Origin of the sequence: Kitasatospora sp. NPDC058478, assembly GCF_042720345.1 — a bacterium.
GTDB lineage: Bacteria > Actinomycetota > Actinomycetes > Streptomycetales > Streptomycetaceae > Kitasatospora.
Genome location: NZ_JBHXML010000053.1, coordinates 1 through 22,183, shown reverse-complemented (window position 1 = coordinate 22,183; position 22,183 = coordinate 1). Strand labels below are relative to the sequence as shown.

Sequence of the window (22,183 nt, the reverse complement as noted above, 5' to 3'; positions counted from 1 at the left end):
AAACGCTTTCCTGGCCGGCGCGCGGAGTCGTTATGGTGACTTCTTCGGCAACACCCCTGCCCCGGTTCCACCCTGTTCCCCACGGAGGCGTCATGTCGGCCACCCGCTACACCTACCTCGGCCCGGCCGGCACCTTCACCGAGGCGGCGCTGCGCACCCTGCCCGAGGCCGCGACCCGGGAGCTGGTGCCACTGGCCTCGGTGCCGCTGGTGCTGGACGCGGTGCGCGGCGGGGACGCCTCAGGGGCGTTCGTCCCGATCGAGAACTCGGTCGAGGGCGCCGTCACCGCGACCAATGACGAACTCGCCGCCGGCACCCCGCTGATGATCTACCGTGAGGTGCTGCTGCCGATCTCCTTCGCGCTGCTGGTGCGGCCGGGCACCGACCTGGCGGGGGTCAAGACGGTGACCAGCCACCCGGTGGCCCAGGCGCAGGTGCGCCGCTGGCTGGCGGCCAACCTGCCGGACGCGCAGTGGGAGTCGGCCGCCTCCAACGCGGACGGCGCCCGGCTGGTCGCCGAGGGCCGCTACGACGGGGCGTTCGCGGGCGAGTTCGCGGCGCCGATCTACGGGCTGGACCCGCTGGTCAAGGACATCGCGGACGCGCAGACCGCGACCACCCGGTTCGTCCTGGTCGGCCGCCCGGGCCGGGTCTCCTCGCCGACCGGCGCGGACAAGACCTCGATGGTGGTCTGGCTGCCGGACGACCACCCGGGCGCGCTGCTGGAGCTGCTCCAGGAGTTCGCGGTGCGCGGGGTCAACCTGATGCGGATCGAGTCGCGGCCGACCGGCGAGGGCATCGGCAACTACTGCTTCCTGATCGACTGCGAGGGGCACCTGTCCGATCGCCGGGTGGCGGAGGCCGTGATGGGGCTGAAGCGGATCTGCCCGCAGGTGCGGTTCCTCGGCTCCTATCCGCGCGCCGACCGGCAGGTCTCCACGCACCGGCGGCCGGGGACCTCGGACGACGATTTCACGGCCGCCGCCGACTGGCTGTCCCGGTGCCTCGACGGGCGCGGCGACATCTGATCCGCGCGACGGCACTGCGACGGCACCACGACAACATCTGATCGCCGCCCTTTGTCTTTCCGCCCTTTTCCGATCGTTTTCCCCCGGCCGGACGGGCGGGGACGGGTGACCGCACCCGTCGTCCACAGGGGCCCGTAGCGCCGGAACCCGCCATCCACAGGGGCGGGGACTATCCACAGCCGAAAGTTATCCACAGGCCTGGGGATGAGTCGACAAACCGGTATAGCCACTGCGGGTTTCGGTCGGATCATTGGTTAGCGGCGTAGAGATGACTAATCGGACCAGAGTCACCCGTGTGCCAGCAAATCACCCGTCTGAGTGCTTCAATTCCCTCACCCGAGAAGGTCAAATGAGGTTTGAAACCTCAATTCCCTGGCTTCGGCGATCGGAGGGTCGACCTCCCCTTCAATCCACAGGCACCGCCCGGATCCTGTGGATAACCCCGGCCCCGCCCGTTCCCCACAGAAGTTATCCACAGGATCCGGGCGGTTATCCCCAGGGGAAAACCCGTACCGGTGGACGAGCCTGCGCCCGGTACGCTTGGGCCTGTGATTGACCTTCGCCTGCTTCGTGAGGACCCTGACCGAGTGCGCGCCTCGCAGCGCGTCCGTGGCGAGGACGTCGACCTGGTCGACGCCCTCCTCTCCGCCGACGAACGGCGCCGGTCCTCGGGCAGTCGCTTCGACGAACTGCGCAGCGAGCAGCGGACGCTCGGCAAGCAGGTCGCCCAGGCCAAGGGCGAGGAGAAGGCCGCCCTGCTGCAGCGCACCAAGGAGCTGGCCGCCGCGGTCAAGGCCGCGGACGCCGAGCAGGGCGTGGCCAAGGAGGAGGCCGAGCGCCTGCTCCGCTCGCTGGCGAACCTCATCGACCCGGCCGCCCCGGTCGGCGGCGAGGAGGACTTCGTCACCCTGGAGGAGATCGGCACCCCGCGCGACTTCGCCGCCGAGGGCTTCGAGCCGCGCGACCACGTCGAGCTCGGCCAGATCCTGGGGGCGATCGACACCGAGCGCGGCGCCAAGGTCGCCGGCGCCCGCTCGTACTACCTGACCGGTGTCGGCGCGCTGCTGGAGCTCGCCCTGGTCAACATGGCCATCGCCCAGGCCACCGCGGCCGGCTTCATCCCGATGATCACCCCGACCCTGGTCCGGCCCGCCGCCATGGACGGCACCGGCTTCCTCGGCCAGGCCGCCGAGAACGTGTACCACCTCGCCGAGGACGACCGGTACCTGGTCGGCACCAGCGAGGTCCCGCTCGCCGCGTACCACATGGACGAGATCCTCGACGCCGAGAAGCTGCCGCTGCGCTACGCCGGCTACTCGTCCTGCTTCCGCCGCGAAGCCGGCACCTACGGCAAGGACACCCGCGGCATCATCCGCGTCCACCAGTTCGAGAAGGTGGAGATGTTCGTCTACACCACTCCCGAGGACGCCGAGAACGAGCACCGCCGCCTGCTCCAGTGGGAGAAGGACTTCCTCAACGCGCTGGAGCTGCCCTACCGGGTGATCGACGTCGCCTCCGGCGACCTCGGCGCCTCGGCCGCGCGCAAGTTCGACATCGAGGCCTGGATCCCGACCCAGGGCAAGTACCGCGAGGTCACCTCGACCTCCAACACCACCGAGTACCAGGCCCGCCGGCTCTCCATCCGGATGCGCGAGGAGGGCAAGACCCGCCCGCTGGCCACCCTGAACGGCACCCTGGTCGCCATCCCGCGCACCATCGTGGCGATCCTGGAGAACCACCAGCAGGCCGACGGCTCGGTGGCCGTGCCCGAGGCGCTGCGGCCGTTCCTCGGCGGGCGGACCGTCCTCGAACCGGTCAAGTAGCACCGCGCCACCCGCACCACCCGCAACTCCCGGGAGACGTACGGCCCATGAGCACCACCAGCCCCAGCCCCGTCTCCCCCAACGGTGAGCACCCGAGCGGTGGCGACCTGCCCTACCGGCTGGTCGCCACCGACCTCGACGGCACCCTGCTGACCAGCGCGGAAACCGTCTCCGAGCGCACCCGCGCCGCCCTGGCCACGGCCACCGGCGCGGGCGCGCTGCACATCGTCGTCACCGGCCGCTCCGCCGCCTGGGCCCGCCCGGTCTTCGACGAGATCGGCTACACCGGGATAGCCGTCTGCGGCCAGGGCGCCCAGGTGTACGACGCCGGCGCGCACCGGCTGCTCACCTCCCTCACCCTGGACCGCCGGCTCGCCGCGCTCGCCATCGCCAAGATCGAGGCCGAGACCGGCCCGCTGGCCGTCGCCGCCAACCAGGACGGCCTGGACGGCCAGGTGCTGGCCGGCCCCGGCTACGAGCTGCTGATCGGCTCCGACCTCCCGGTCGTCCGGGTCGACCGCGACCAGCTGCTCGACGCCCCGGTCAGCAAGCTCTACATCCAGCACCCGGGCCTGACCGACGACGCGCTCGCCGAGGCCGCCCGCCGCGTCGCCGGGGACCTGGTCGGCGTCGTGATGGCCGGCGCCGGAGTGGTCGAACTGCTGCCGCTGGGCCTGTCCAAGGCCACCGGGCTGGCCGTCGCCGCCCGCCGCCTGGGCGTCCGCGGGGCCGACACCATCGCCTTCGGCGACATGCCCAACGACGTGCCGATGTTCGGCTGGGCGGCCCGCGGCGTGGCGATGGCCAACGCCCACGAGGAACTGCTCGCCGTCGCCGACGAGGTCACCGCGAGCAACGACGAGGACGGCGTCGCCGTCGTCCTGGAACAGCTCTACCCGGGCGTCTAGGGGCTCTCTTTCGGATCACGCCGTGGTGTTCGGCGGGGGTTCACCTCCAGTTGTAGGATGACCGGGCAAGCGGTTGTAGGATGACCGACGACCGGCGTTGACCAGCGACGCGGCGACCAACGACGAAGGGAGCACCGGCATGACCAACGACGGCAACAGCCTCCAGGCGGCCGGACGGCGCTCCCTGGTGGACACCGCGATCGACCAGCTGCGCGAGCAACTGGCCGGCGGCGTCTGGCCGGTGGGATCGCAGATCCCCACCGAGCACGAGCTCGCCGAGCGGCTCCAGGTCGGCCGGAACACCGTCCGGGAGGCGATCCGGGTGCTGGTGCACGCCGGCATGCTGGTCTCCCGCCAGGGCGAGGGGACGTTCGTCCGCTCCACCAGCGACCCGGCCGCCGTCCTGCGCGGCGTCCAGCGCTCGGGCATCCGGGACGTCCTGGAGGTTCGGGCCGCACTGGAGACCGAGGCCGCCCGACTGGCCGCGCTGCGGCACACCCGCGAGGACGTCGAGCGGATGCGGGCCGCGCTGGCCCGCGAGGCCGAGGTGATCGCCTCGCACGCCGAGCGGACCGACCGCGAGGCCACCGTCGAGCACGACCTGGAGTTCCACACCGCCATCGTCGAGGCCGCGCACAACCCGGCGCTCACCGAGGTCTACCGCTACTTCGGCGCCTCCGTGCGCGAGTCGATGACCTCGGCCTTCGGCGACCACGACATGCCCGAGGTGGCCGTGGCCACCCACGCGGCGCTGGTCGACGCGATCGAAAGCGGCGACCCCGACCGTGCCGAGGCCGCGTGTCGTGCGCTGCTCGCCGAGCCGACCGCGGCCGTCGAGCAGCTCCTCGCGGCCATCGCGGCCCGGAAGTGACATAGGCACCCGCCTGCCTTCCGCCCTCCGCGCCCTCGCGCACATTCACGAAAGAACAGCACACCCATGGCCGTCACCCGTGCCCAGCAGCCGGTTGCCACCACGTCCCTCCCGCTTCCCGTCCGCACCCGGCTGGCCCACCCCGCGCTGCTGCTGACCGGCATCCTGCTGGTCGCGCTGAACATGCGCGCCTGCCTGGCGGCGGTGTCGCCGATGGTCGGCGAGATCCAGCGGACCTTCGGACTCTCCGCCACCGCGAGCGGACTGATCACCACCGTGCCGGTGCTGTTCCAGGGCGTCGGCGCCCCGCTCACCCCCCGGCTGACCCGGCGGTTCGGCACCGAGCGGGTGGTGCTGGGCGCCGTCCTGGTGCTGGGCGCGGGCGTGCTGCTGCGGGTGCTGCCCTCGGTGGCGGCGCTGTACGCGGGCTGCGTGGTGATCGGCGTGGCCATCGCGGTGCTGAACGTGTCGATGCCGGGCCTGGTCAAGCGGGAGTTCCCGGACCGGGCGGCGGCGATGACCGGCGTCTACTCGACCACCATGCTGGTCGGCGCGACCATGGCGGCCGGCCTCTCGGTGCCGCTGGAGCACGCCCTCGGCGGCGGCTGGCAGGCCTCGCTGGGCACCTGGTCGCTGCTCGCGCTGATCGCCGCGGTGGCCTGGCTGCCGCAGGTGCTGCGCTCCCGGCAGGAGCGGGCGGCGGTCGCGGCAGCGACGGGCCTCTCCGCCGGCCCTGCGGCCGGTCAGGCGGCCGGTCAGGCGGCCGGTCATACGGCCGGTCGTACGGCCGGTCGGGCGGCCGGTCGGGCGGCCGGTCGGGCGGCCGAGAAGCCGATCGAGGGCATCTGGCGCTCGCCGATGGCCTGGCAGATCAGCCTCTTCATGGGCATCTCGTCACTGCTGGTGTACACCCTGGTCGCCTGGATGCCGACCATCCTGGCCGACCACGGCATGGACCGCGGCGAGGCCGGTCTGGTCTTCGCCTTCTCCAACCTGGTGCAGGTCGCGGGCGCCTTCCTGGTGCCGCTGCTGGCCGGCCGGATGACCCGCCAGCGCGGGCTGGCGGTGGCCATGGCCGGGCTGAACGGCCTCGGCATCGCCCTGCTGCTGATCGCGCCGGTGTCCGGCGCCTGGGTGTCGGCGACCATCCTGGGCGTCGCCCAGGGCGGTTCGCTGGGCCTGGGCCTGGCCTTCATCGTGCTGCGCACCGGCAGCGCGGCCGGCGCCGCCCAACTGGGCGGGATGTCGCAGGCGGTCGGCTACCTGGTCGCGGCGGCGGGCCCGGTCGGCGCCGGCGCGCTGCACCAGCTCACTGGCGGCTGGACGGCCACCCTGGTGCTGATGCTGGTGCTGGCCACCGTGGTCGGCGCGGCCGGCTGGGGCGCGGGCCGCAACCGGACGCTCGGCTAGCACCTCTGCTCGGACCGACCCGGGCTGGCCTCGTTGAGGCCGGCTCGGGCCGACCCCGGCTGCCCCGGGCCGACCCCGGCTGCCCCGGGCCGACCCCGGTTACCCCGGGCCGGCCCCGGCCGGCTACTCCTCGGCGGCCAGGGTCAGTCCGGCCAGCTTCACCGAGGCCAGCACCGTCGCCGCCACGGTGACCGCCAGCAGCAGCGGGACGGCCACCCCGAGCGAGACGTCGGCGCCGATCGCGGCGTCCCCGGCAACCGCCTCGGCCACCGACCGGCCCCACTGCTGGACGCTCAGCGTCCGGGCGCCCGACACGAAGTTGCCGATCAGCGACTCCCAGACCAGCGCGTACCCCAGCCCGGCCACCACCGCGTGCCGGGTGACCACGCCGAGCAGCAGGAACAGCGCACTGTACGCCGCCCCGGCGACCAGCACGGCCACGGTGTAGCCGAGCGCGATGCCGTCCCTGGTGCCGATCAGCAGCAGGCCGCAGAGCAGCGTCGGGAGGGCCGCGAACACCCAGGTGGTGCCGATCGCGACGACCAGTTTGGTGGTGACGATCTTCCACCGCGGCAGCGGCTTGGCCAGCAGGTAGACGATCGAGCCGTCGTCGATCTCGGTGGCGATCACGCCGGTGCCGACGACCAGGCCGAGGATCGGCACCAGGGTGCCGAGGCCGAGCTGCCCGAGGATCTTGACGGTGAGGTCGTGCTCGTTCCCGCTGGCGGTGCCGCTCGCGACGGCCGAGATGACCAGCAGCAGGGCGGGGACCACCAGCAGCAGGAGGCCGCGGCGGCGGCCCAGCAGGCCGCGCAGGGTCAGCCTGGCGACGGTCGGGTTCATGGTCGGTCGGCCCTTTCCTGGGTCCGGTACGGGAGTTCGGTGGCTCGGACGCCGGGCCTCACGCGGAGACCAGGTAGGAGAAGACGCTCTCCAGCGACTCGTCCGCCGGCGAGACGGTGTACAGCCGGATGTCCGCCTCCTGGGCGACCCGGGGCAGCAGGGTGGTGAAGCCCTGGAAGTTCACCGCCTCGATCCGCAGCGCCCGTTCCCGCGCGTCCACCTCGATACCGGTCGTGGAGCCGTCGGCGATCAGCGCGGCGGCCAGCCTGCGGTCGTCGCTGGAGCGGACCAGGTAGCGGTGCGGCCGGTCGGTCATCAGCCGGCGGATCTTCCGGAAGTCGCCCGAGGCGGCGTGCCGGCCGGCCACCACGACCTCGATGTGCCGGGCCAGTTGCTCGACCTCCTCCAGGATGTGGGAGGAGAACAGCACCGTCCGGCCGTCCGCGCCGAACCGGCGCAGCAGCTCCATCAGCTGGAGCCGCTGGCGCGGGTCCATGCCGTTGAACGGCTCGTCGAGCAGCAGCACGGCCGGGTCGTGGACCAGCGCGGAGGCCATCTTGACCCGCTGCTTCATGCCCTTGGAGTACGTCCCGGTGCGGCGGTCCTTGGCGTAGGCCATCTCCACCAGGTCCAGGGCACGCCGGGCGGCGGCACCCGGGTCGGCGAGGCCGTGCAGTTCGGCGTTGGCGAGCACGAACTCCCAGCCGGTCAGGTAGTCGTACATCGACTCCCGCTCCGGGACCAGGCCGATCTGCCGGTACACCTGCTGGTTGCGCCAGATCGGCGCGCCGTCCAGGGTGACCGCCCCGCTGGAGGGCGCGAGGAATCCGCTCATCATGTGGATGAGGGTCGACTTGCCCGCGCCGTTCGGACCGAGCAGGCCGGTGATGCCTGGGCCGATCGTCATACTGATGTCGTTGACGGCGACCACGTTCCCGAACCAGCGGGAGACCTTGTCGATGGTGATGGTGGCCATGACGCCCTCTCAAACTCCTCGGTTCATCAGACGCTGCGGTAGCGGCGCAGCAGCAGCCCGTACGAGCCGGACACCATCGCGAGAACGGCGACGGTGAAGACGACCACGCCGAGCCCGCCGGGCGCGTGCATCCGGCCGCCCATCCCGCCGACGTCGAAGAGCTGGTTGGTCAGGCTCTCCACCAGGTCGTTCGGCGACAGCAGCGCGATCCACTGGGCGGAGTCCGGGACGGTGAGCTCGGTGGCGGTGCCGATCCGGGTCAGGATCGCCACCACGGCCGTGCTGATCGCCAGGTAGCCCATGATCCCGGCCACCCCGAAGCCGCGGCGCGGGGTCGCGGCGGCGACCACCAGCGCCACCGAGGTCGGCACCAGGGAGTACAGCAGTGCGGCGACCAGGCCGGACAGGAAGTGCCCGGTGTTGTGCCCGAAGTCCAGCCCGCCCAGCAGCGCCCCGATGTAGAGGACCAGCAACGGCGCCGCCATCAGCAGGAACTGGGCGCTGACCATGGCGGCGAACTTGGCCCGGACGTAGTCGGCGCGGGTGATCGGGCGGGAGAAGTACAGCGGGACGGTGTGGTACCGGAGATCCCGGGAGAACAGCACCGGCGCCTGCGAGGCCAGGAAGATCGACACGACCAGCACGAACGAGGACAGGTACCGCGGGTAGTCCAGCGGCAGCTCCTTCGCGCTGGTGGCGAGCGCGATCGCCACCATGACCACGGCCGGCAGCGTGACCACGCCGAGCACCAGCATCGGCAGCACCTTGGACTTGCCGGAGCGCCCGAGCCCGTACGCGGCGCGCAGGCTCTGGGTGAACAGCGAGCGGGTCGCGTAGGCCCGGCCGAGCCGGGGCCCGGTGTAGCCGCGGTAGCCGATGTCGTGGATGACGCCGGTGTCGGCGGACCTGGTGTCAGGAGGCAGCGACATCGTCCGTCCCTCCCCTGTTCTCGTCGGTGAAGATTTCGGCGACCCGGTGGCGGCGCTGCTCCAACCGGACCAGACCGAGGCCCAGGCCGGCGACCGTGTCGCGGATGGTGTCGTAGGTGTCGTCGCCGGCCAGCCGGACCAGCAGCAGGTGCGAGCCCTCCGGCTGGACGGACAGCCCGGCGGCGGCCAGCCGTGCCCGGACGGCGTCGCCCGGCTCCGGGACGGCGTCCTGCGGATGGTCCGTCACCTCGACCGCCAGGACGGCCGTCGCCTCGGTGAAGGAGGCGGTGGAGGAGGAGCGCAGCAGCTTGCCGCCGTCGATCACGACCAGGTGGTCGCAGGTGCGCTCCAACTCGCCGAGCAGGTGGGTGGTGACCAGCACCGAAATCCCGAAGTCGGTGTGCACCCGGCGGATCAGGCCCAGCATCTCGTCCCGGCCAGCCGGGTCGAGACCGTTGGTCGGCTCGTCCAGCAGCACCAGCTTCGGGTCGTGCACCAGCGCCTGCGCGAGCTTGACCCGCTGCTTCATGCCGGTCGAGTACCCGCCCATCGGCCGGTACCGCTCCTCGTACAGGCCGACGTGCCGCAGGGTGTCCGCGGTGCGCTCACGGGCGGCGGTGGCCGGCAGCCCCGCCATCCGCGCCATGTGCACCACGAACTCGGTCGCCGACACGTCCGGTGGCAGGCAGTCGTGCTCGGGCATGTAGCCGACCCGTTCACGGATCTCCGGGCCCCGGGTGGCGACGTCCAGGCCGAGGACCTCGCCGCGGCCGGACGTCGCCGGGGCGAGGCCGAGCAGGATCTTGATGAGGGTGGACTTGCCCGCACCGTTGGCCCCGACCAGCCCGACCACCCCGGGCCGCACCTCGACGGTGAGCTGGTCGAGGGCGGTGACCCGGGGGAACCTCTTGGTGAGGCCATCCGTCTTGATGACAGCAGTGGACACCTGCTCAACGTAACGGGCTTGCGCGCCAAGGGCTATGAGCTGGAATGACGAGCCCGTCTGCTGCTGCGGTATGACGCCGCCGACGATCTCCCCTAAGGGGCGGAGGATCCCCCCTCAGGGTCGGCAACTCCGGACCCCGCTTGTACTCTTGTCGGACTCTTGACCAACGCGGGTGCCGGAGCACTGCGCCGGCTCGAAGGGGGGACGAGCAAGATGTCGGATCGCGCCACGGCGTTCGACCGGATGATGAACCCATGGGCCTACGACGCGGACGGCAACCTGACCGCCCAGGCCCGGGCCCAGGAGACCGCCCGCACCCAGGTCAACTCGGCGCAGGCACCCGGCGGAGGCGGCGGCTTCACCGTCGACCCCGACGCGCTCGCCACCGCCGGCACCAACTCCGACCAGATCCACGCCCGGCTCAACACCGACGGCCGCGGCGCCGACTACGCCACCGCCAAGATCGCCACCTCACTGGCGAACTGGAGCACCGGCAAGGCCGCCCAGGCCGTCTTCACCACCTGGGACCAGCAGCTCGCCGCCCTCGGCAACACCATCGGCCAGACCACCCAGGCGCTGCGCGGCAGCTCCGCCAACTACCGGCAGAACGAGTCGTCCGTCCAACACGACCTCGGCACCTGATTGGTACCTGAGAGGACGACGCCCATGGTCGACTTCCACGAGCTCGACAACGCCAGGTTCGACGTCCTGGAGAACGCCGCGACCGCCTGGACCACCGTCGCCCAGAAACTCAAGGCGATGGACGACGACTGGAACAGCACGGTGAGCGCCAAGGTCGACTCCGCCGGCTGGAGCGGTCCCTCGGCCGACCAGGCCAGACCCGCACTGCAGCGCACCAACCAGCAGCTCACCGCCGCCGTCACCGAGGCCAATGCGCTCGCCTCCCTGTTCAAGGACGCCGCGAGCGAATTCCAGGCCGCCAAGGCCAAACTGGACAAGGCCGTCGCCGACGCCGCGGCCGCCGGACTCACCGTCGGCTCCGACGGCACCGTCAGCTGGCCGTCACCGGACACGGCCACCCGGCACGATCCCGGCGGCTACCACGAATACCAGAAAGAGTGCGGAGCCAAGGCGGAGACCGCCCGCAAAGCCATCGACGCGGCCGTCCAGGAGGCCACCGCCGCCGACGAGCGGATCGCCTACGCCCTGCGCTCCGACACCAGCACCGACCAGCAGAAGTCCTTCAACGGCGCGGCCATCGGCGGCGGCCCCGAGGCGGACGGCAAACGCGCCGCCCAACTCGCCGCCAAGGGCGGCGACATCAGCGACCCCGAACTCACCGAGCTCAACTCGCTGCTGGCCGCGCACTCCGGTGACCCGAAGTTCGCCACGAAGTTCTACCAGGACCTCGGCCCCGACGGGCTGATCAAGTCCTGGAACAGCATGGTCGGCGACCCGGCGCACTACCGCGACCCCAAGGACCCACGCTGGAAGGCGTACCAGGACCTGCAGCGAAACCTCGGACTCAACCTCGCCACCGCCACCCGCACCACCAACGAGCCGCACCTGTCCGACGAATGGGCCGCCGCCCTGCGCAAGGCCGGCGCCCAGAAAGTGTGGGACAAGCCGCACCGGGCGTCCGGCCTGGACTACCAGCCGTACGGCTACCAGGTGCTCTCCGGCATCCTCATGACCGGGAACTACGACCCGCACTTCCTCAACCCCGTCGCCGAGCACATCACCCAGCTCGACACCCAGGAAGGGTACTGGCCGGCCCCACCGCCCAACGTCGCCAACCGGGTGCACGGCTTCAACCTGCTCGGCGGCCCGGAGGCCGGCGCCGGGTTCCGGCCGACCACCGCCATCCTGGAGGCCCTCGGTCACAGCCCGGACGCGGCCAACACGTTCTTCACCAACCCTCCGACCGCGTACAACCAGGACGGCACCGTCAACCCCGGCGGCAAACCCAAACCGGCCGACTACTTCGACTACTACGTCCACGACAAGGACTGGATCCCGGACACCAACTCCCCCAGGGACGCGGACGTCGCGAACACGACCAAGCAAGGCGGCCCCGCCGCCCTCGGCCACGCCCTGGAAGCCGCCACCACCGGCCACCCGTACGACGAACCGGCCGCCGTCCCGCCGACCAAGCACACCCCCGAGCAGGCCGGGCTGATGCAGAAGGTCGTGGACACCTTCGGCACCCACGGCGGCCACGGGGCACTCGACGACATCAAGGGCGACGGCAAACTCGCCCCGATGCGGACCAGCCTCGGGCACATGAGCGCCGAGTACATCGGGGACGTCCAACGGGCCCTGTCCGACGCGAACGACCTACCGGTCAACGGCTCCCCGGCTGGCCTCAACGGACCTGCGGTGCACGGCCTGCTGGACGCGCTCGGGCGCGATCCGGAGTCGTACGGCGCGGTGACCAACGCCAGTCAGGCATACACCACCGCCCTCGTCCGCGGCCACATGGACAGCGGGCAGACCGACTTCGCCCGGCTCCAGGCGGACATCGACCACGTCGCCCGGGCCGGCGGGGTGGTCAACGGCCTCCTCGGCGAGGCCCGCATCGACGAGGTTCACACGCAACACGCCGTCTCCGACAAGGAGTTCAACGACGCGTTGGAGAAGAACGTGGGCTACGCCAAGGACGCCTTCAACAGCACCATCGGCATGGTGACGGACAAGGTGCCGCTCGGCGGGGAGATCTCGGGTGCACTGATCGACTCGATCGCCGAGAACGTGATCACGGCCAACTCGCGCGACACCACCGCAGACGGCCAACAGGAGGCCCGCTACTACGTCGACGAGGCCAAGAAGGGGGCGACGAACGCGGCCTACCAGGCGGTCAAGGACGCATCCATCAACGCCAACCTGCGCTACGACGACATCGAACGGCTGGCCAACAGCGCCCACGACCGGGCGAAGGACGGCTTCATCGACGGCCTCTCCACCGAGATGGCAACCATCGCGAAGGGCAACGCATGAGGGCGATCGGAGGCCGATGGGTGCTCCCCGCCACCATCGCGGTAGCGGTGGCGGCCACCGGAACCGTCGGCTACCTGGACTGGCGGGGCCACCGCCCCGTGGACCCGCCCGGCCGGGCGGCGTACCTCTGCGGACTGCGCACCGCTGACGACACCCCGCTCGGACGGCTGCTGCCGCCCGGTGGGCAGGACGTGGAAGAGGAGAAGGAGGGCCGCACCGGCGACCCGGTGTCCTGTTCCATCCGCGTGGACGGGCGCACCGCGCTCACCGTCTCCAGCGTCCTGCAGATGGGCACGGTCACCCTCTCCCCCGAGGCCGCCGAGCACCCGGACGCACACAGATTCGACGCGGGCGGTGCGGCGGCCTCCTGGCCCGACGGCGCCACCGCATCCGACTACTGCCAGGGCGGGCCCGTCGGCCACGCCCAGTTGGTCGTCAGCGCCGGCGAAGCGGCGCGGCCCGGCACCACCGGCCGACAGGCGGACCTGGAACAGATCGCCCGGGACGGATTGAAGAGAAGCAAAAAGGACGTCTGCCAGTGAAACACTCCGGACCACTGATCGCGGGCGGGACGGCCCTGCTGCTCGGCAGCGGCCTGCTCGGTTGGCACCTGTACCTCGACCGCACCGAGTACCGGCCGCCGGCCGTCGAGCTGTCGCACGGCGAGTGCAAGGGCGCCCTCGCCGACCCCGACGTCGCCGAGCTGCTCGGCAGCGCCCCCCGGGTCTTCGTGAGCACGCGCTACCGGTCGGCGCAACCGAACTCCCCGGCTGCCCTGGACTGCACGCTCACCGGGGAGCGCGGGCGCGTCCTGCTCGCCGCGGTGACGAAGGGCTCCGCAGCCGCCTCCGGCGACAACGCCGGAGCGGCGGCCTTCACCTGCACCCTGAACGGCACGACCACGCCCTACCGGGCCTCCCTCAGACTCACCGACAAGACCCTCCACGCCACCGACAGCCCCAGCCCGGCGCGGATGGGCGAGTTGGTGACCGGCTTCGCCAGGCGGACCGCCGAGACCTTCGGCTGCGCCAACGGCGCCGAGTCCCTCACCACGAGCTGACCTCCCGTGGCCTGTCGGCCGTCGGCGGACCGGTTGCTCCACGTGGATCGGCGGCGCGAACCACGTGGAGCGCTCGGCGGGGCCGGCAGCAGAATCCGTGATCAGCCCAGTTGGGCGAGGCCCTCGGTGGCGATCTGCTCGAAGACGGCGAGGTCGTTCTCGAAGATCGAGTCCGGCACCGGCCAGTGGATCACCAACTCGGTGATGCCCAGCTCCTGGTACTTCCCCGCCCAGTCCACGAAGGCGTCCAGCGACTGAAGCGGCCGCTCCGCCGTCGAGCCCTGGAGCAGCATCTTCTCCAGCTCGCGCACGTCCCGCCCGGTCGCGGCGCAGGCCGCGGTCAGCTTCTCGATCTGCTTCCCGACCACCTCGGGCGCCCGCTCGACGGGCACGTCCGCCGGACCCTTCGGGTCCCCGTACGTCACCCAGCCCTGCCCGTACTCGGCCGCCAGCTTCAGCCCGCGCGGCCCGGTCGCGGCGACGTAGAACGGCAGTCGCGGCGTCTGCACGCAGCCGGGGATGTTCCGCGCCTCGACCGCCGAGTAGTGCGCCCCCTCGCGCGTCGTGGCGTCCGTACGCAGCAACTCGTCCAGCAGCGGCAGGAACTCGCCGAACCGGTCCGCCCGCTCCTTCGGCGACCACGCCTCCTGCCCCAGCGCCGTCGCGTCGAAGCCCGTCCCGCCGGCCCCGATGCCCAGCGTCACCCGCCCGCCGGACACGTCGTCCAGCGTGATCAGCTCCTTCGCCAGCGTCACCGGGTGCCGGAAGTTCGGCGACGTCACCAGCGTCCCCAGCCGGATCCGCTCGGTGGCGGTCGCCGCAGCCGTCAGCGTGGGAACCGAGCCGAACCACGGCTCGTCCCGGAAGCTCCGCCAGGACAGGTGGTCGTAGGTGTAGGCGGCATGGAAGCCGAGCTCCTCGGCCCGCTGCCAGATCTTCTGCCCCTCGCTCCACCGGTGGATGGGGAGGATCACGGTACTCAAGCGCATGCCGTCGACCCTACGTGTTCACTCCGGCAGGTGAGGTTTCGAGCGACCCTCGGCTAGAGCGCCTTCACGGCCGCTACCGTGGCGCCGTGGGTGCATCGGGCAGGGCGGGGCCGAGCTTTGGACCATGATCGATGAGGTCCACCGTCGGTGCCTACGGCGAGAGCCGAGCAACTCGCACATCACTTCGGATCACTTCGGAACCGGCTTGTGGGGAGAGCAGGACATGGCGATCGCCGTTCGGGGCGCGGATCACGGCGAGCGCGCGCTCGCCGACCTCATCGAGCGCTGTGCCGAGTTGAAGGGGGAGCTGGTCGCCTTCGCGCAGGGTGCGCGCTTCGACCGGTGGTTGACTCCCCTGCTGCTGGAGGCCGCCGGGCCGGAGCGGCTGCTGGACGAGGGTGAGGCGGTCCGGATCACCGACCACTTCATCCTGCGCTTCCGCCTGCCGGACGGTTCGACGGTGGTGGACCGGTTCGTCGGTGGGCGGCGGGACTTGGGCGAGATCGACCGGGAGATGCTGCTCGGCTGGCGGGACCCGGTCGAGGGGATCTTCGAGATCTGCCGCAAGGACGGGGATGCCCTCGTCCTGCTGAACCTGGTCGACGACCTGGAGTACCGCACCTACTCGAACGCCGGACGGGCTGCTTTCCGCGGAGTGACGAGGGGAGGGTTCCTCCACACCTGCCTGGTGCCGGTCTTCTCGGCCGACGGGACGTGGCTGGTCTCCGGGGCGATGTCGTACTACCCCAAGTCCAGCGCCACCGAGATCGCCCGGGCCGCACTCCAACTGGCCACCAGCCACCCCGAACTGGTCTTCCGCAACCCCGAGAAGATCGAGCAGGGGTGGGAGTCGATGCGGAAGGACCGGGCCGCGTTCGTCGAGTTCTTCGGCAGCGACGAACTGGTCCTTCCGCCCGCCGAAGCCGAGGAACGGCTCAACGCCTACTACCGGCACCGGCGGGAGGACACCGCCGCCGAGCATCCCGACCGCGCCCGGGGCGGGCGGCGCCCGGCCCTCGACTTTCCGGCTTTCGAGCTGCCACGGGACCTTGCGGATGCGGACACCGTCGGAGTCATCTACGACGAGGTCGACGGACTCAACTTCTACGCGGGCTACGGGCTGTTGCGGGACCTCTTCGCCGCCCCTTCCCGCACGGGCCGTAAACCGCACCAGGACCTGCTGCGCACGTACCTGCGCGAGGAGTCGATCACGCCACTGCCGATCCGCCGGCTGGCCGCCGCCCACCCGGAGACCGCCGACTCGGTGTTCCGGAGGCTGCTGCGGAAGCCCGGGTTCACCTGGAGCGAGCACGGAGAGGCCTTGCTGCGCCGCCGCAAGCCCTGGTACTACGCGCAGGAGCCCCGCCCCGGCGTCTCCGTCATCGGCGAGCGCCTCGGCGAACTGGCCGCCGGCGGGCGACGGCAGAGGTTCACCAGCGCACGGCGCGTGCCGAGCCAATCCCATCGCCCGTAGCCGCGAACGCCGTGGCCGCCGTCGTCAGAAGTCCGCTGAAGGGCGGCCGGTCAGAGCTGGCGGACGATGGGGAGGGTGTCCGTGCCGCGCTGGCGGGCGGCGCGGCGGGCGAGGCCGGGGGAGTTGCCGGTGCCGAGGATCTGGCCGTCGGCGATCGCGATCCAGGTGCCCGGTGCCAGTCCGGTGGGCGGGGTGAGGGACAGGGCCGACGTCAGGGCGGGGTCCGGCTGGAGGCGGTCGGGGCGTGGGGCCGGCGATTCGGTGCCGGAGCGCCAGCGGGCCGTCGTCCGCTCGCCGCCCAGTCGGCGCGACCACAGCACGTGCTGCACCACGATCAGGGGGCCGAGCACGGTCAGCAGGGGGAAGCCCGCCGTCAGCACGCCCAGGGCGAACAGCGCGCTGACCGCGCTGGTCACGACCACTCCGACGGCTGCCGCCAGCAACGCGGCCGTCCGTCCGAACGCCTTGGCGGCGACCAGCGGGAACAGTACGAGGAGCAGCAGGTCGCCGAGGCCCACGGCGACCGGCGGGCTGCCGCCCGTCAGGACGAGCATCGGGGCGAACGGCCGTCCCTGGACCTGGGTGACGAAGTTCGCGGTGACCTGCGTCAGGGTGGTCGCCACCAGGTCGTAGCAGGACAGGACGGCGGCCAGGCCGGCCGCGTGCGCCGATCGCATTCCGCTCTGCGTCCACAGGTTGGCCACGCCCACCACCGCGACGGCGAGCATCACGTCGGTGCAGGCGCGCACCGCGACGGGGTGGCCGCTGCACGCCGCCGTGGCGCCGGCGGCCACGAGTGCGAGGCCCCAGGCCCAGCGGCCGGAGCAGACCGGTGCCAGGGTGAACTGCACCGCCAGGCAGAGCACCAGGCCGAACAGCGCCGAGACGACCACGCCCGGCAGCTTGAGGTAGAGCAGCGGGGCGAGCACGACGCCGACGCACAGGACGGCGATGTCGCCGGAGGTGTAGACGCCCACCGGAGGCCTGGGCATCCGCACGCGGACCAGGTACCCCCCGGCCGCAGCCATCAGCAGGGCCACGCAGCAGCTCAGGGCGACGAGGGGGATCGCGTTCATGCGCCGCTCCCGGCCCGGACGCCGACCGGACGGGCCGACTCGAAGGTGTGTTCCCGCAGGTCCGCGCGGACCGGGCTGGACGGCGGCAGTTTCGACCGGTCGTCGTGGAGCACGATGCCGGCCAGCGGCAGCCCCGCCGCCGATGCCCCCTGTTCGAGCCTGCGGTGCAGTGTCGCCGCGGGCAGCGCACGGACCAGGAGGTGCAGCAGCGCACCGCCGTCCGGCTCCTCGGTCAGCGTGTACCTGGCCGGCAGCGGCACGTCCGGCTCCCCCTCGACCAGGTCGAGGACGTCCCTGGTCGGCACGGAGGCGCTGAGCGGCCCCGACCAGCGGCCCAGGACGGCGGACGTGGCCGGCAGGTGCGCCCACTCGCACCCGGCCTCGCCGACGGGCAGCCGGACCAGGTCGCCGGTGGCGTACCGCAGCAGCAGGGTGCACTCCCGGTAGGGCACGAAGGGGGTGTGCACCAGCATGCCGACCTCCCCCGGCGCGGTCGGCTCCCAGGTCTGCGGGTCGAGCACCTCCAGGTGCCCGAACTCGGTGGTGTGGTGCAGATGCCCCTGGGAGCACGGCGTGCCGCCCGAGGGGAGCGTCTCCGTCATCAGGTAGGACGTGGACACCGGTGCGCCGAACGCCGCTTCGGCCCGCTCCCGCAGGGGGGCCGACAGCACCTCGCCGCCCACCCCGATGCTCTCCAGCCCGAAGTCCGCGGACCGCCACCCGCCCTGTTCGGCCTCCTGCACGAGCGCGGAGAGGTACGACGCGGAGGCGGTGAGGTGGGTGATCTGCGGGGCCTTGCCGGGCAGGCCGAGCGGTGCGGCGAGGCGGTCCAGGGCGAGCGCGGGGTCGATCGTCCCGAACTGGACGAACGAGGCGCCGACCCGGGTGGTGGACTCCTCGGCGACGACCAGCGGCAGGGTGGCCCTGGAGCAGCCCGCGTACGCCACGGTGTGCCGGGGGCGCAGCCCGAGGGTCAGGGCCGCCGAGATGGTGCTGAGGGCGATCGTCGTCTCCAACTCGGCCCGGGAGTACCAGACCGCGGTCGGGGTGCCGCTGGTGCCGGTGGTCAGCGCCATCAGGGCGGGCGCGGCGGCGGCGGAGACGAACGCGGCGGGCAGGCCGCGCAGGGCCGCCTTCGGGGTGACGGGCACCCGCGACCAGGTCTCCGTGTCGAGCGTGTCGGGGTCGATCCCGAGGTCGTCGAAGGTCCGCCGGTAGTAGGCCGTGTGGCGGACGGCGGCGCGCGCGGTGGCCCGCAGGCTCCGCCGGGTGACCGTGCGCCGCACCTCCGGGTCGACCTGCCCGGCCTGCCCCGGCAGCAGTGCCGAGTCCGCGCCCGGCTCGCCGAACTCGGCGAGCGTGCGGACCATGTCGTCGGCGATCCGTCCGAGGTCCTGGGGCCGGATCCTGCGGTTGAGCAGGATCGATGCGCCGTACCGGAGTTGACTCACCGCAGTGCCGAACACGAGACCTCCTGGAACCTGGGCCGGGGATGCTCACCCCGGCCCAGGCCGGGACGACTCGGTCAGGCCATGTGCGCGAACATGGCGGCGGTCAGGGTGCTCAGGGCGTACTTGAAGTAGTGCTTGACCATGTCAAGACCTCCTGGTGGGGCTGGCCGGCGCGGCCGAGCACGCCCCGATGGCGTGCTCCGGTGCCGGCGGGTGGGGAGTGCAGTTTAGGGAATCGAACAATGCGCGACCAGAGGTGAGACGGCATCAAATTCCGCGTTCCGAAAGGGCGGTGACGCAGCTCGGCCGGGCAGGGCCTACGGGTGCGGGCGGGTGCGCTGGGCCGGGAGGCGGGGCTCGGGGGCGCGGCGGGCGATCTCGGCGAGGGTGTGGAAGAGGACGTCGCCGAGCAGGACCGGCTCGCGGGAGGCGTCCGAGGAAACGTCCGGGGAAGCGCCCGAGGAAGCGCCCGAGGAGGCGTCCGGGGAGGCGGCGGGCGGGATGGTCGGGGGAGGCTCGTCTCGGAGCTGGCGAGTGGGCATGGCTCTTCCTGCCGACGGGGTGGCCGTGCACACTCCTGCCCGTCGCGCCCCGGGGACACCCCGGCCGCCGGGCGAATAGGCCGGAAACGGCGCCTCGGGGGCCGAAAGCCACAGGTCCGGCGGGTCGGCGGCGCCGTCCTGCGGGTCCGCGACGAGGTCCGTCCTCGCCGGTGACCGGTGCGGCACCGATGGGCGAAGATGGACCGGTGACCGAAGCCCGTACCGCCCCCCGCCTCATCGCCACCGACCTGGACGGCACCCTGCTGTGCGCCGGCGGCACCGTCAGCGAACGCACCGCCGCGGCCCTGGCGGCCGCGGAGGCGGCCGGGGTGCAGGTGGTGTTCGTCACCGGGCGGCCGCCGCGCTGGATGCAGCAGGTGAGCGCGCACATCGGCGGCCACGGGGTGGCGATCTGCTCGAACGGCGGCGCGGTGGTGGACGTGCGGCGCGGTGAGCTGCTGGAGTCGTTCCCGCTGCCGGTGGAGACCACCCTGGCGGTGGTCGAGGTGCTGCGCGCCGAGCTGCCCGGCACCGCGTTCGCCTTCGAGTACCCGGACGGGTGGGCCCGCGAGCCCGAGTACGCGGTGCCGATGTGGGGTGACGACCTGGAGCACGCGGTCGGCCCGGCGGAGAAGCTGCTGAGCGCCGGCGGGCCGGTCCGGGGCCTGTTCAAGCTGCTGGCCAAGCACCCCGACCTCGACCCGGACACGTTCCTCACCCAGGCCCGGGAGGCGGCCGGGCAGCTGGCCGAGATCACCCGCTCGGCGCCGATCCCGCTGCTGGAGATCAGCGCGCCCGGCGTCACCAAGGCCAGCACGCTGGCCCGTTGGTGCGCCGGGCACGGGATCGACCGGAGCGAGGTGGTGGCCTTCGGCGACATGCCGAACGACCTGGAGATGCTGGACTGGGCCGGCACCGCGTACGCCGTCGCCAACGCGCACCCGCAGGTGCTGGCGGCGGTGCCGCTGCACACCGTGAGCAACGAGCAGGACGGCGTCGCGGCGGTGCTGGAGGAGCTGCTGCGGTTCCCCTAGCTCCCCTGGCTCCCCTGGCTCCCCTAGGACGTATCGCCTGGGCCCTGTCCGGCCGGGCAGGGCCTACCCGAAGCGGCCGTTCACGTAGTCGGAGGTCCGCTGGTCGCGCGGGTTGCCGAAGACCTGCGCGGTCGGCCCGGCCTCCACGATCCGGCCCGGGGTGTCGTGGGTGGCCAGGAAGAAGGCGCAGGTCTGCGAGACGCGTTGGGCCTGCTGCATGTTGTGGGTGACGATCACGATGGTGAGCCGCCCGCGCAGTTCGGCGATGGTCTCCTCGACCCGTCGGGTGGAGGTCGGGTCGAGCGCGGAGCACGGCTCGTCCATCAGCAGGATGTCCGGCGAGACCGCCAACGACCGTGCGATGCACAGGCGTTGCTGCTGCCCGCCGGAGAGCGAGCCGCCCGGGGTGTGCAGCCGGCTGGAGACCTCGTCCCAGAGCCCGGCGCGGCGCAGGCTGGTCTCCACCAGGTCCCGGCGCTCCTCCTTGGAGACCTTGATCCCGGCCAGCTTCAGGCCGCTGGCGACGTTGTCCTGGATGGACATCGCCGGGAACGGGTTGGGCCGCTGGAACACCATGCCGATCCGGCGCCGCACCTCGGCGGGGCGCCGACCGGGACGGTAGACGTCGTCGCCCTCCAGCAGCACCTCGCCGGAGAGCGCGGCGCCGCGCACCATCTCGTGCATCCGGTTGAGGATCCGCAGGTAGGTGGACTTGCCGCAGCCGGACGGGCCGATCAGCGCGGTGACCTCGCCGGCCGGCATCGCCAGCGAGACCCGCTCCAGCACCTTGCGGGCGCCGAACCAGGCGGAGACCTCCCTGGTCTCCAGCCCGGCCAGCGGCTCGCCGCCGGGGTGCGGGGCCGGCGGCAGCGGCGGGAGGGTGAGGGTGTCGGCGGCCGGGTCGGTCGCCGGGGCGTCGACCGTCCCCAGGCCGGTGGTCGGGGTGTCGGTCATCGGTGCATCCGTCATCGGTACGGCCTTCCGGGCGCGCTTCAGTAGAGGTTGGGCAGCAGGGCGGCGGCGTTCTCGTAGACCGCCCAGAGCAGTGCGCCGAGCACCGGCGCGAGGCTCAGGTAGGCCGCCGAGGCCCGCCAGTACCGGGCCAGCAGGAGCGCGCCGAGCACCACGCCCAGCAGTCCGAGCGACCACAGTTGCAGCGTGGCCAGCGCGCCCTTGTCGGCGGCCAGCGCCTTGTCGTACGGGACGGTCCGGGGCCGGCCGCCGGGGTTCTGCTGGGGGTCGCCGTCCAGCCGGGCGCCGACCATCACGGTCGAGCCGGGGATCCAGTCCGAGTCCCCGGTGACCAGGACGAGCCGGTTGCGGGCCGGGTCGGTGATCGGGTGGTCGCCGTCGCCGTACACGTTGACGGTGTAGGTGAACTTGCCCTGCCCGGTGGTGGCCTCGATCTTGTCGCCGACCCGGAGCCCGGACAGCTCGGCGAAGGGCGCGCCGAAGGTGGCGCCGCGGCCGAACAGCACCGCGACGCCGCCCTGGCCGGGCAGGGCGGTGTCCCGGCGGTGGCCGGGCCCGCGCATGAGGTCCCGGCCGGTGGTGCCCTCGACCACGACGGCCTGGTGCAGGCCGATCGCCGGGATGTCCAGCAGGGCCACCGGGGCGCCGTCGGCGGCGGCCCCGGTGGGGGCGACGGCCCGGGCGAGCTGGTCCCGGAAGGTCTTGTACGCGGTGGACTGGAAGTGCCGTTCCTGGACGTGCGAGAGCGTGAACAGGTAGCCGACGAAGCCCAGCACCAGCGCGGCCAGCAGGCTGGCCACCCGGGCGCCCTGGAGGAGGCGGCGCCGCGAAGGGGCGGCGGCGGGCCCGGCCGCGGGGGTCGCGGCGGGCGGGCCCGCGGGCGTGGCCGGGCG

21 protein-coding genes are annotated in these 22,183 nt (G+C 72.4%); 11 read left to right on the top strand and 10 right to left on the bottom strand.

Features of this window, described 5'->3' with window-relative positions:
- Window positions 1-92: 92 nt before the first annotated feature.
- The 5 genes from pheA to ACFWPT_RS27140 all read left to right on the top strand — a co-directional run bounded on the left by pheA (window position 93) and on the right by ACFWPT_RS27140 (window position 6,040).
- Window positions 93-1,028, top strand: coding sequence for a prephenate dehydratase (gene pheA, locus ACFWPT_RS27160; RefSeq protein ID WP_063348373.1), 936 nt, complete (start codon window positions 93-95; stop codon window positions 1,026-1,028).
- Window positions 1,029-1,576: 548 nt separating this feature from the next.
- Complete coding sequence (gene serS / locus ACFWPT_RS27155) at window positions 1,577-2,851, top strand: serine--tRNA ligase (RefSeq protein WP_079135713.1); 1,275 nt, start codon at window positions 1,577-1,579, stop codon at window positions 2,849-2,851.
- 47 nt (window positions 2,852-2,898) lie between these two features.
- Window positions 2,899-3,759, top strand: a complete 861-nt coding sequence (locus tag ACFWPT_RS27150) for an HAD family hydrolase (RefSeq protein WP_363368054.1) — start codon at window positions 2,899-2,901, stop codon at window positions 3,757-3,759.
- 139 nt (window positions 3,760-3,898) lie between these two features.
- Complete coding sequence (locus tag ACFWPT_RS27145) at window positions 3,899-4,630, top strand: FadR/GntR family transcriptional regulator (protein ID WP_063351236.1); 732 nt, start codon at window positions 3,899-3,901, stop codon at window positions 4,628-4,630.
- A 66-nt stretch (window positions 4,631-4,696) separates the two neighbouring features.
- Window positions 4,697-6,040, top strand: a complete 1,344-nt coding sequence (locus ACFWPT_RS27140) for a CynX/NimT family MFS transporter (protein WP_380484873.1) — start codon at window positions 4,697-4,699, stop codon at window positions 6,038-6,040.
- Between the two features lie 123 nt (window positions 6,041-6,163).
- Here the strand turns inward: ACFWPT_RS27140 and ACFWPT_RS27135 are convergent, their stop codons facing one another.
- From ACFWPT_RS27135 to ACFWPT_RS27120, 4 genes are read right to left on the bottom strand one after another with little or no spacing between them, the layout of a single operon-like run.
- Window positions 6,164-6,883, bottom strand: a complete 720-nt coding sequence (locus tag ACFWPT_RS27135) for an ABC transporter permease (RefSeq protein WP_063348377.1) — start codon at window positions 6,881-6,883, stop codon at window positions 6,164-6,166.
- 58 nt (window positions 6,884-6,941) lie between these two features.
- Complete coding sequence (locus tag ACFWPT_RS27130; protein WP_063348378.1) at window positions 6,942-7,859, bottom strand: ABC transporter ATP-binding protein; 918 nt, start codon at window positions 7,857-7,859, stop codon at window positions 6,942-6,944.
- Window positions 7,860-7,885: 26 nt separating this feature from the next.
- On the bottom strand, window positions 7,886-8,788 hold the full coding sequence (locus ACFWPT_RS27125) for an ABC transporter permease (RefSeq protein WP_063348379.1): 903 nt from the start codon (window positions 8,786-8,788) through the stop codon (window positions 7,886-7,888).
- Window positions 8,772-9,734 (bottom strand): ABC transporter ATP-binding protein, encoded by a 963-nt coding sequence (locus ACFWPT_RS27120; RefSeq protein ID WP_063348380.1) that lies wholly within the window; start codon window positions 9,732-9,734, stop codon window positions 8,772-8,774. Before ACFWPT_RS27120 ends, ACFWPT_RS27125 begins: the two co-directional genes overlap by 17 nt.
- A gap of 213 nt (window positions 9,735-9,947) precedes the next feature.
- Between ACFWPT_RS27120 and ACFWPT_RS27115 the strand changes: the two genes are divergently transcribed.
- Genes ACFWPT_RS27115 through ACFWPT_RS27100 form a run of 4 tightly spaced genes read left to right on the top strand, consistent with a single transcriptional unit; the run spans window position 9,948 to window position 13,752 of the window.
- A complete protein-coding gene (locus ACFWPT_RS27115; RefSeq protein ID WP_380335352.1) occupies window positions 9,948-10,376 on the top strand; it encodes a hypothetical protein in 429 nt (142 codons plus the stop codon).
- 24 nt (window positions 10,377-10,400) lie between these two features.
- A complete protein-coding gene (locus tag ACFWPT_RS27110) occupies window positions 10,401-12,692 on the top strand; it encodes a hypothetical protein (RefSeq protein WP_380335349.1) in 2,292 nt (763 codons plus the stop codon).
- Complete coding sequence (locus ACFWPT_RS27105) at window positions 12,689-13,234, top strand: hypothetical protein (RefSeq protein WP_380335346.1); 546 nt, start codon at window positions 12,689-12,691, stop codon at window positions 13,232-13,234. The genes ACFWPT_RS27110 and ACFWPT_RS27105 overlap by 4 nt, the downstream gene beginning before the upstream one ends.
- On the top strand, window positions 13,231-13,752 hold the full coding sequence (locus tag ACFWPT_RS27100) for a hypothetical protein (RefSeq protein WP_380335344.1): 522 nt from the start codon (window positions 13,231-13,233) through the stop codon (window positions 13,750-13,752). The genes ACFWPT_RS27105 and ACFWPT_RS27100 overlap by 4 nt, the downstream gene beginning before the upstream one ends.
- 101 nt (window positions 13,753-13,853) lie before the next feature.
- Here ACFWPT_RS27100 and ACFWPT_RS27095 read toward each other — a convergent pair whose 3' ends face one another.
- Window positions 13,854-14,741 (bottom strand): LLM class flavin-dependent oxidoreductase, encoded by an 888-nt coding sequence (locus ACFWPT_RS27095; protein WP_380484868.1) that lies wholly within the window; start codon window positions 14,739-14,741, stop codon window positions 13,854-13,856.
- A gap of 223 nt (window positions 14,742-14,964) precedes the next feature.
- Between ACFWPT_RS27095 and ACFWPT_RS27090 the strand changes: the two genes are divergently transcribed.
- Window positions 14,965-16,215: a hypothetical protein gene (locus ACFWPT_RS27090; protein WP_380484866.1), complete on the top strand. Its 1,251-nt coding sequence runs from the start codon at window positions 14,965-14,967 to the stop codon at window positions 16,213-16,215.
- A gap of 50 nt (window positions 16,216-16,265) precedes the next feature.
- Here the strand turns inward: ACFWPT_RS27090 and ACFWPT_RS27085 are convergent, their stop codons facing one another.
- The 3 genes from ACFWPT_RS27085 to ACFWPT_RS27075 all read right to left on the bottom strand — a co-directional run bounded on the left by ACFWPT_RS27085 (window position 16,266) and on the right by ACFWPT_RS27075 (window position 19,284).
- Window positions 16,266-17,291: a hypothetical protein gene (locus ACFWPT_RS27085; protein ID WP_380379600.1), complete on the bottom strand. Its 1,026-nt coding sequence runs from the start codon at window positions 17,289-17,291 to the stop codon at window positions 16,266-16,268.
- Entirely contained in the window at window positions 17,288-18,757 is a 1,470-nt protein-coding gene (locus tag ACFWPT_RS27080; RefSeq protein WP_380379599.1) for a phenylacetate--CoA ligase family protein, read from the bottom strand. Before ACFWPT_RS27080 ends, ACFWPT_RS27085 begins: the two co-directional genes overlap by 4 nt.
- 302 nt (window positions 18,758-19,059) lie before the next feature.
- On the bottom strand, window positions 19,060-19,284 hold the full coding sequence (locus ACFWPT_RS27075) for a hypothetical protein (RefSeq protein WP_380484863.1): 225 nt from the start codon (window positions 19,282-19,284) through the stop codon (window positions 19,060-19,062).
- Window positions 19,285-19,472: 188 nt separating this feature from the next.
- On the opposite strand from ACFWPT_RS27075, the gene ACFWPT_RS27070 reads away from it, so the two are divergent.
- Window positions 19,473-20,318, top strand: a complete 846-nt coding sequence (locus ACFWPT_RS27070) for an HAD family hydrolase (RefSeq protein ID WP_380484861.1) — start codon at window positions 19,473-19,475, stop codon at window positions 20,316-20,318.
- A 63-nt stretch (window positions 20,319-20,381) separates the two neighbouring features.
- Here ACFWPT_RS27070 and ACFWPT_RS27065 read toward each other — a convergent pair whose 3' ends face one another.
- Window positions 20,382-21,272 (bottom strand): phosphate ABC transporter ATP-binding protein, encoded by an 891-nt coding sequence (locus tag ACFWPT_RS27065; RefSeq protein WP_079135714.1) that lies wholly within the window; start codon window positions 21,270-21,272, stop codon window positions 20,382-20,384.
- A gap of 38 nt (window positions 21,273-21,310) precedes the next feature.
- Window positions 21,311-22,183 (bottom strand): sortase (locus tag ACFWPT_RS27060; RefSeq protein ID WP_380484859.1); only part of this gene is annotated, 873 nt, incomplete at its 5' end.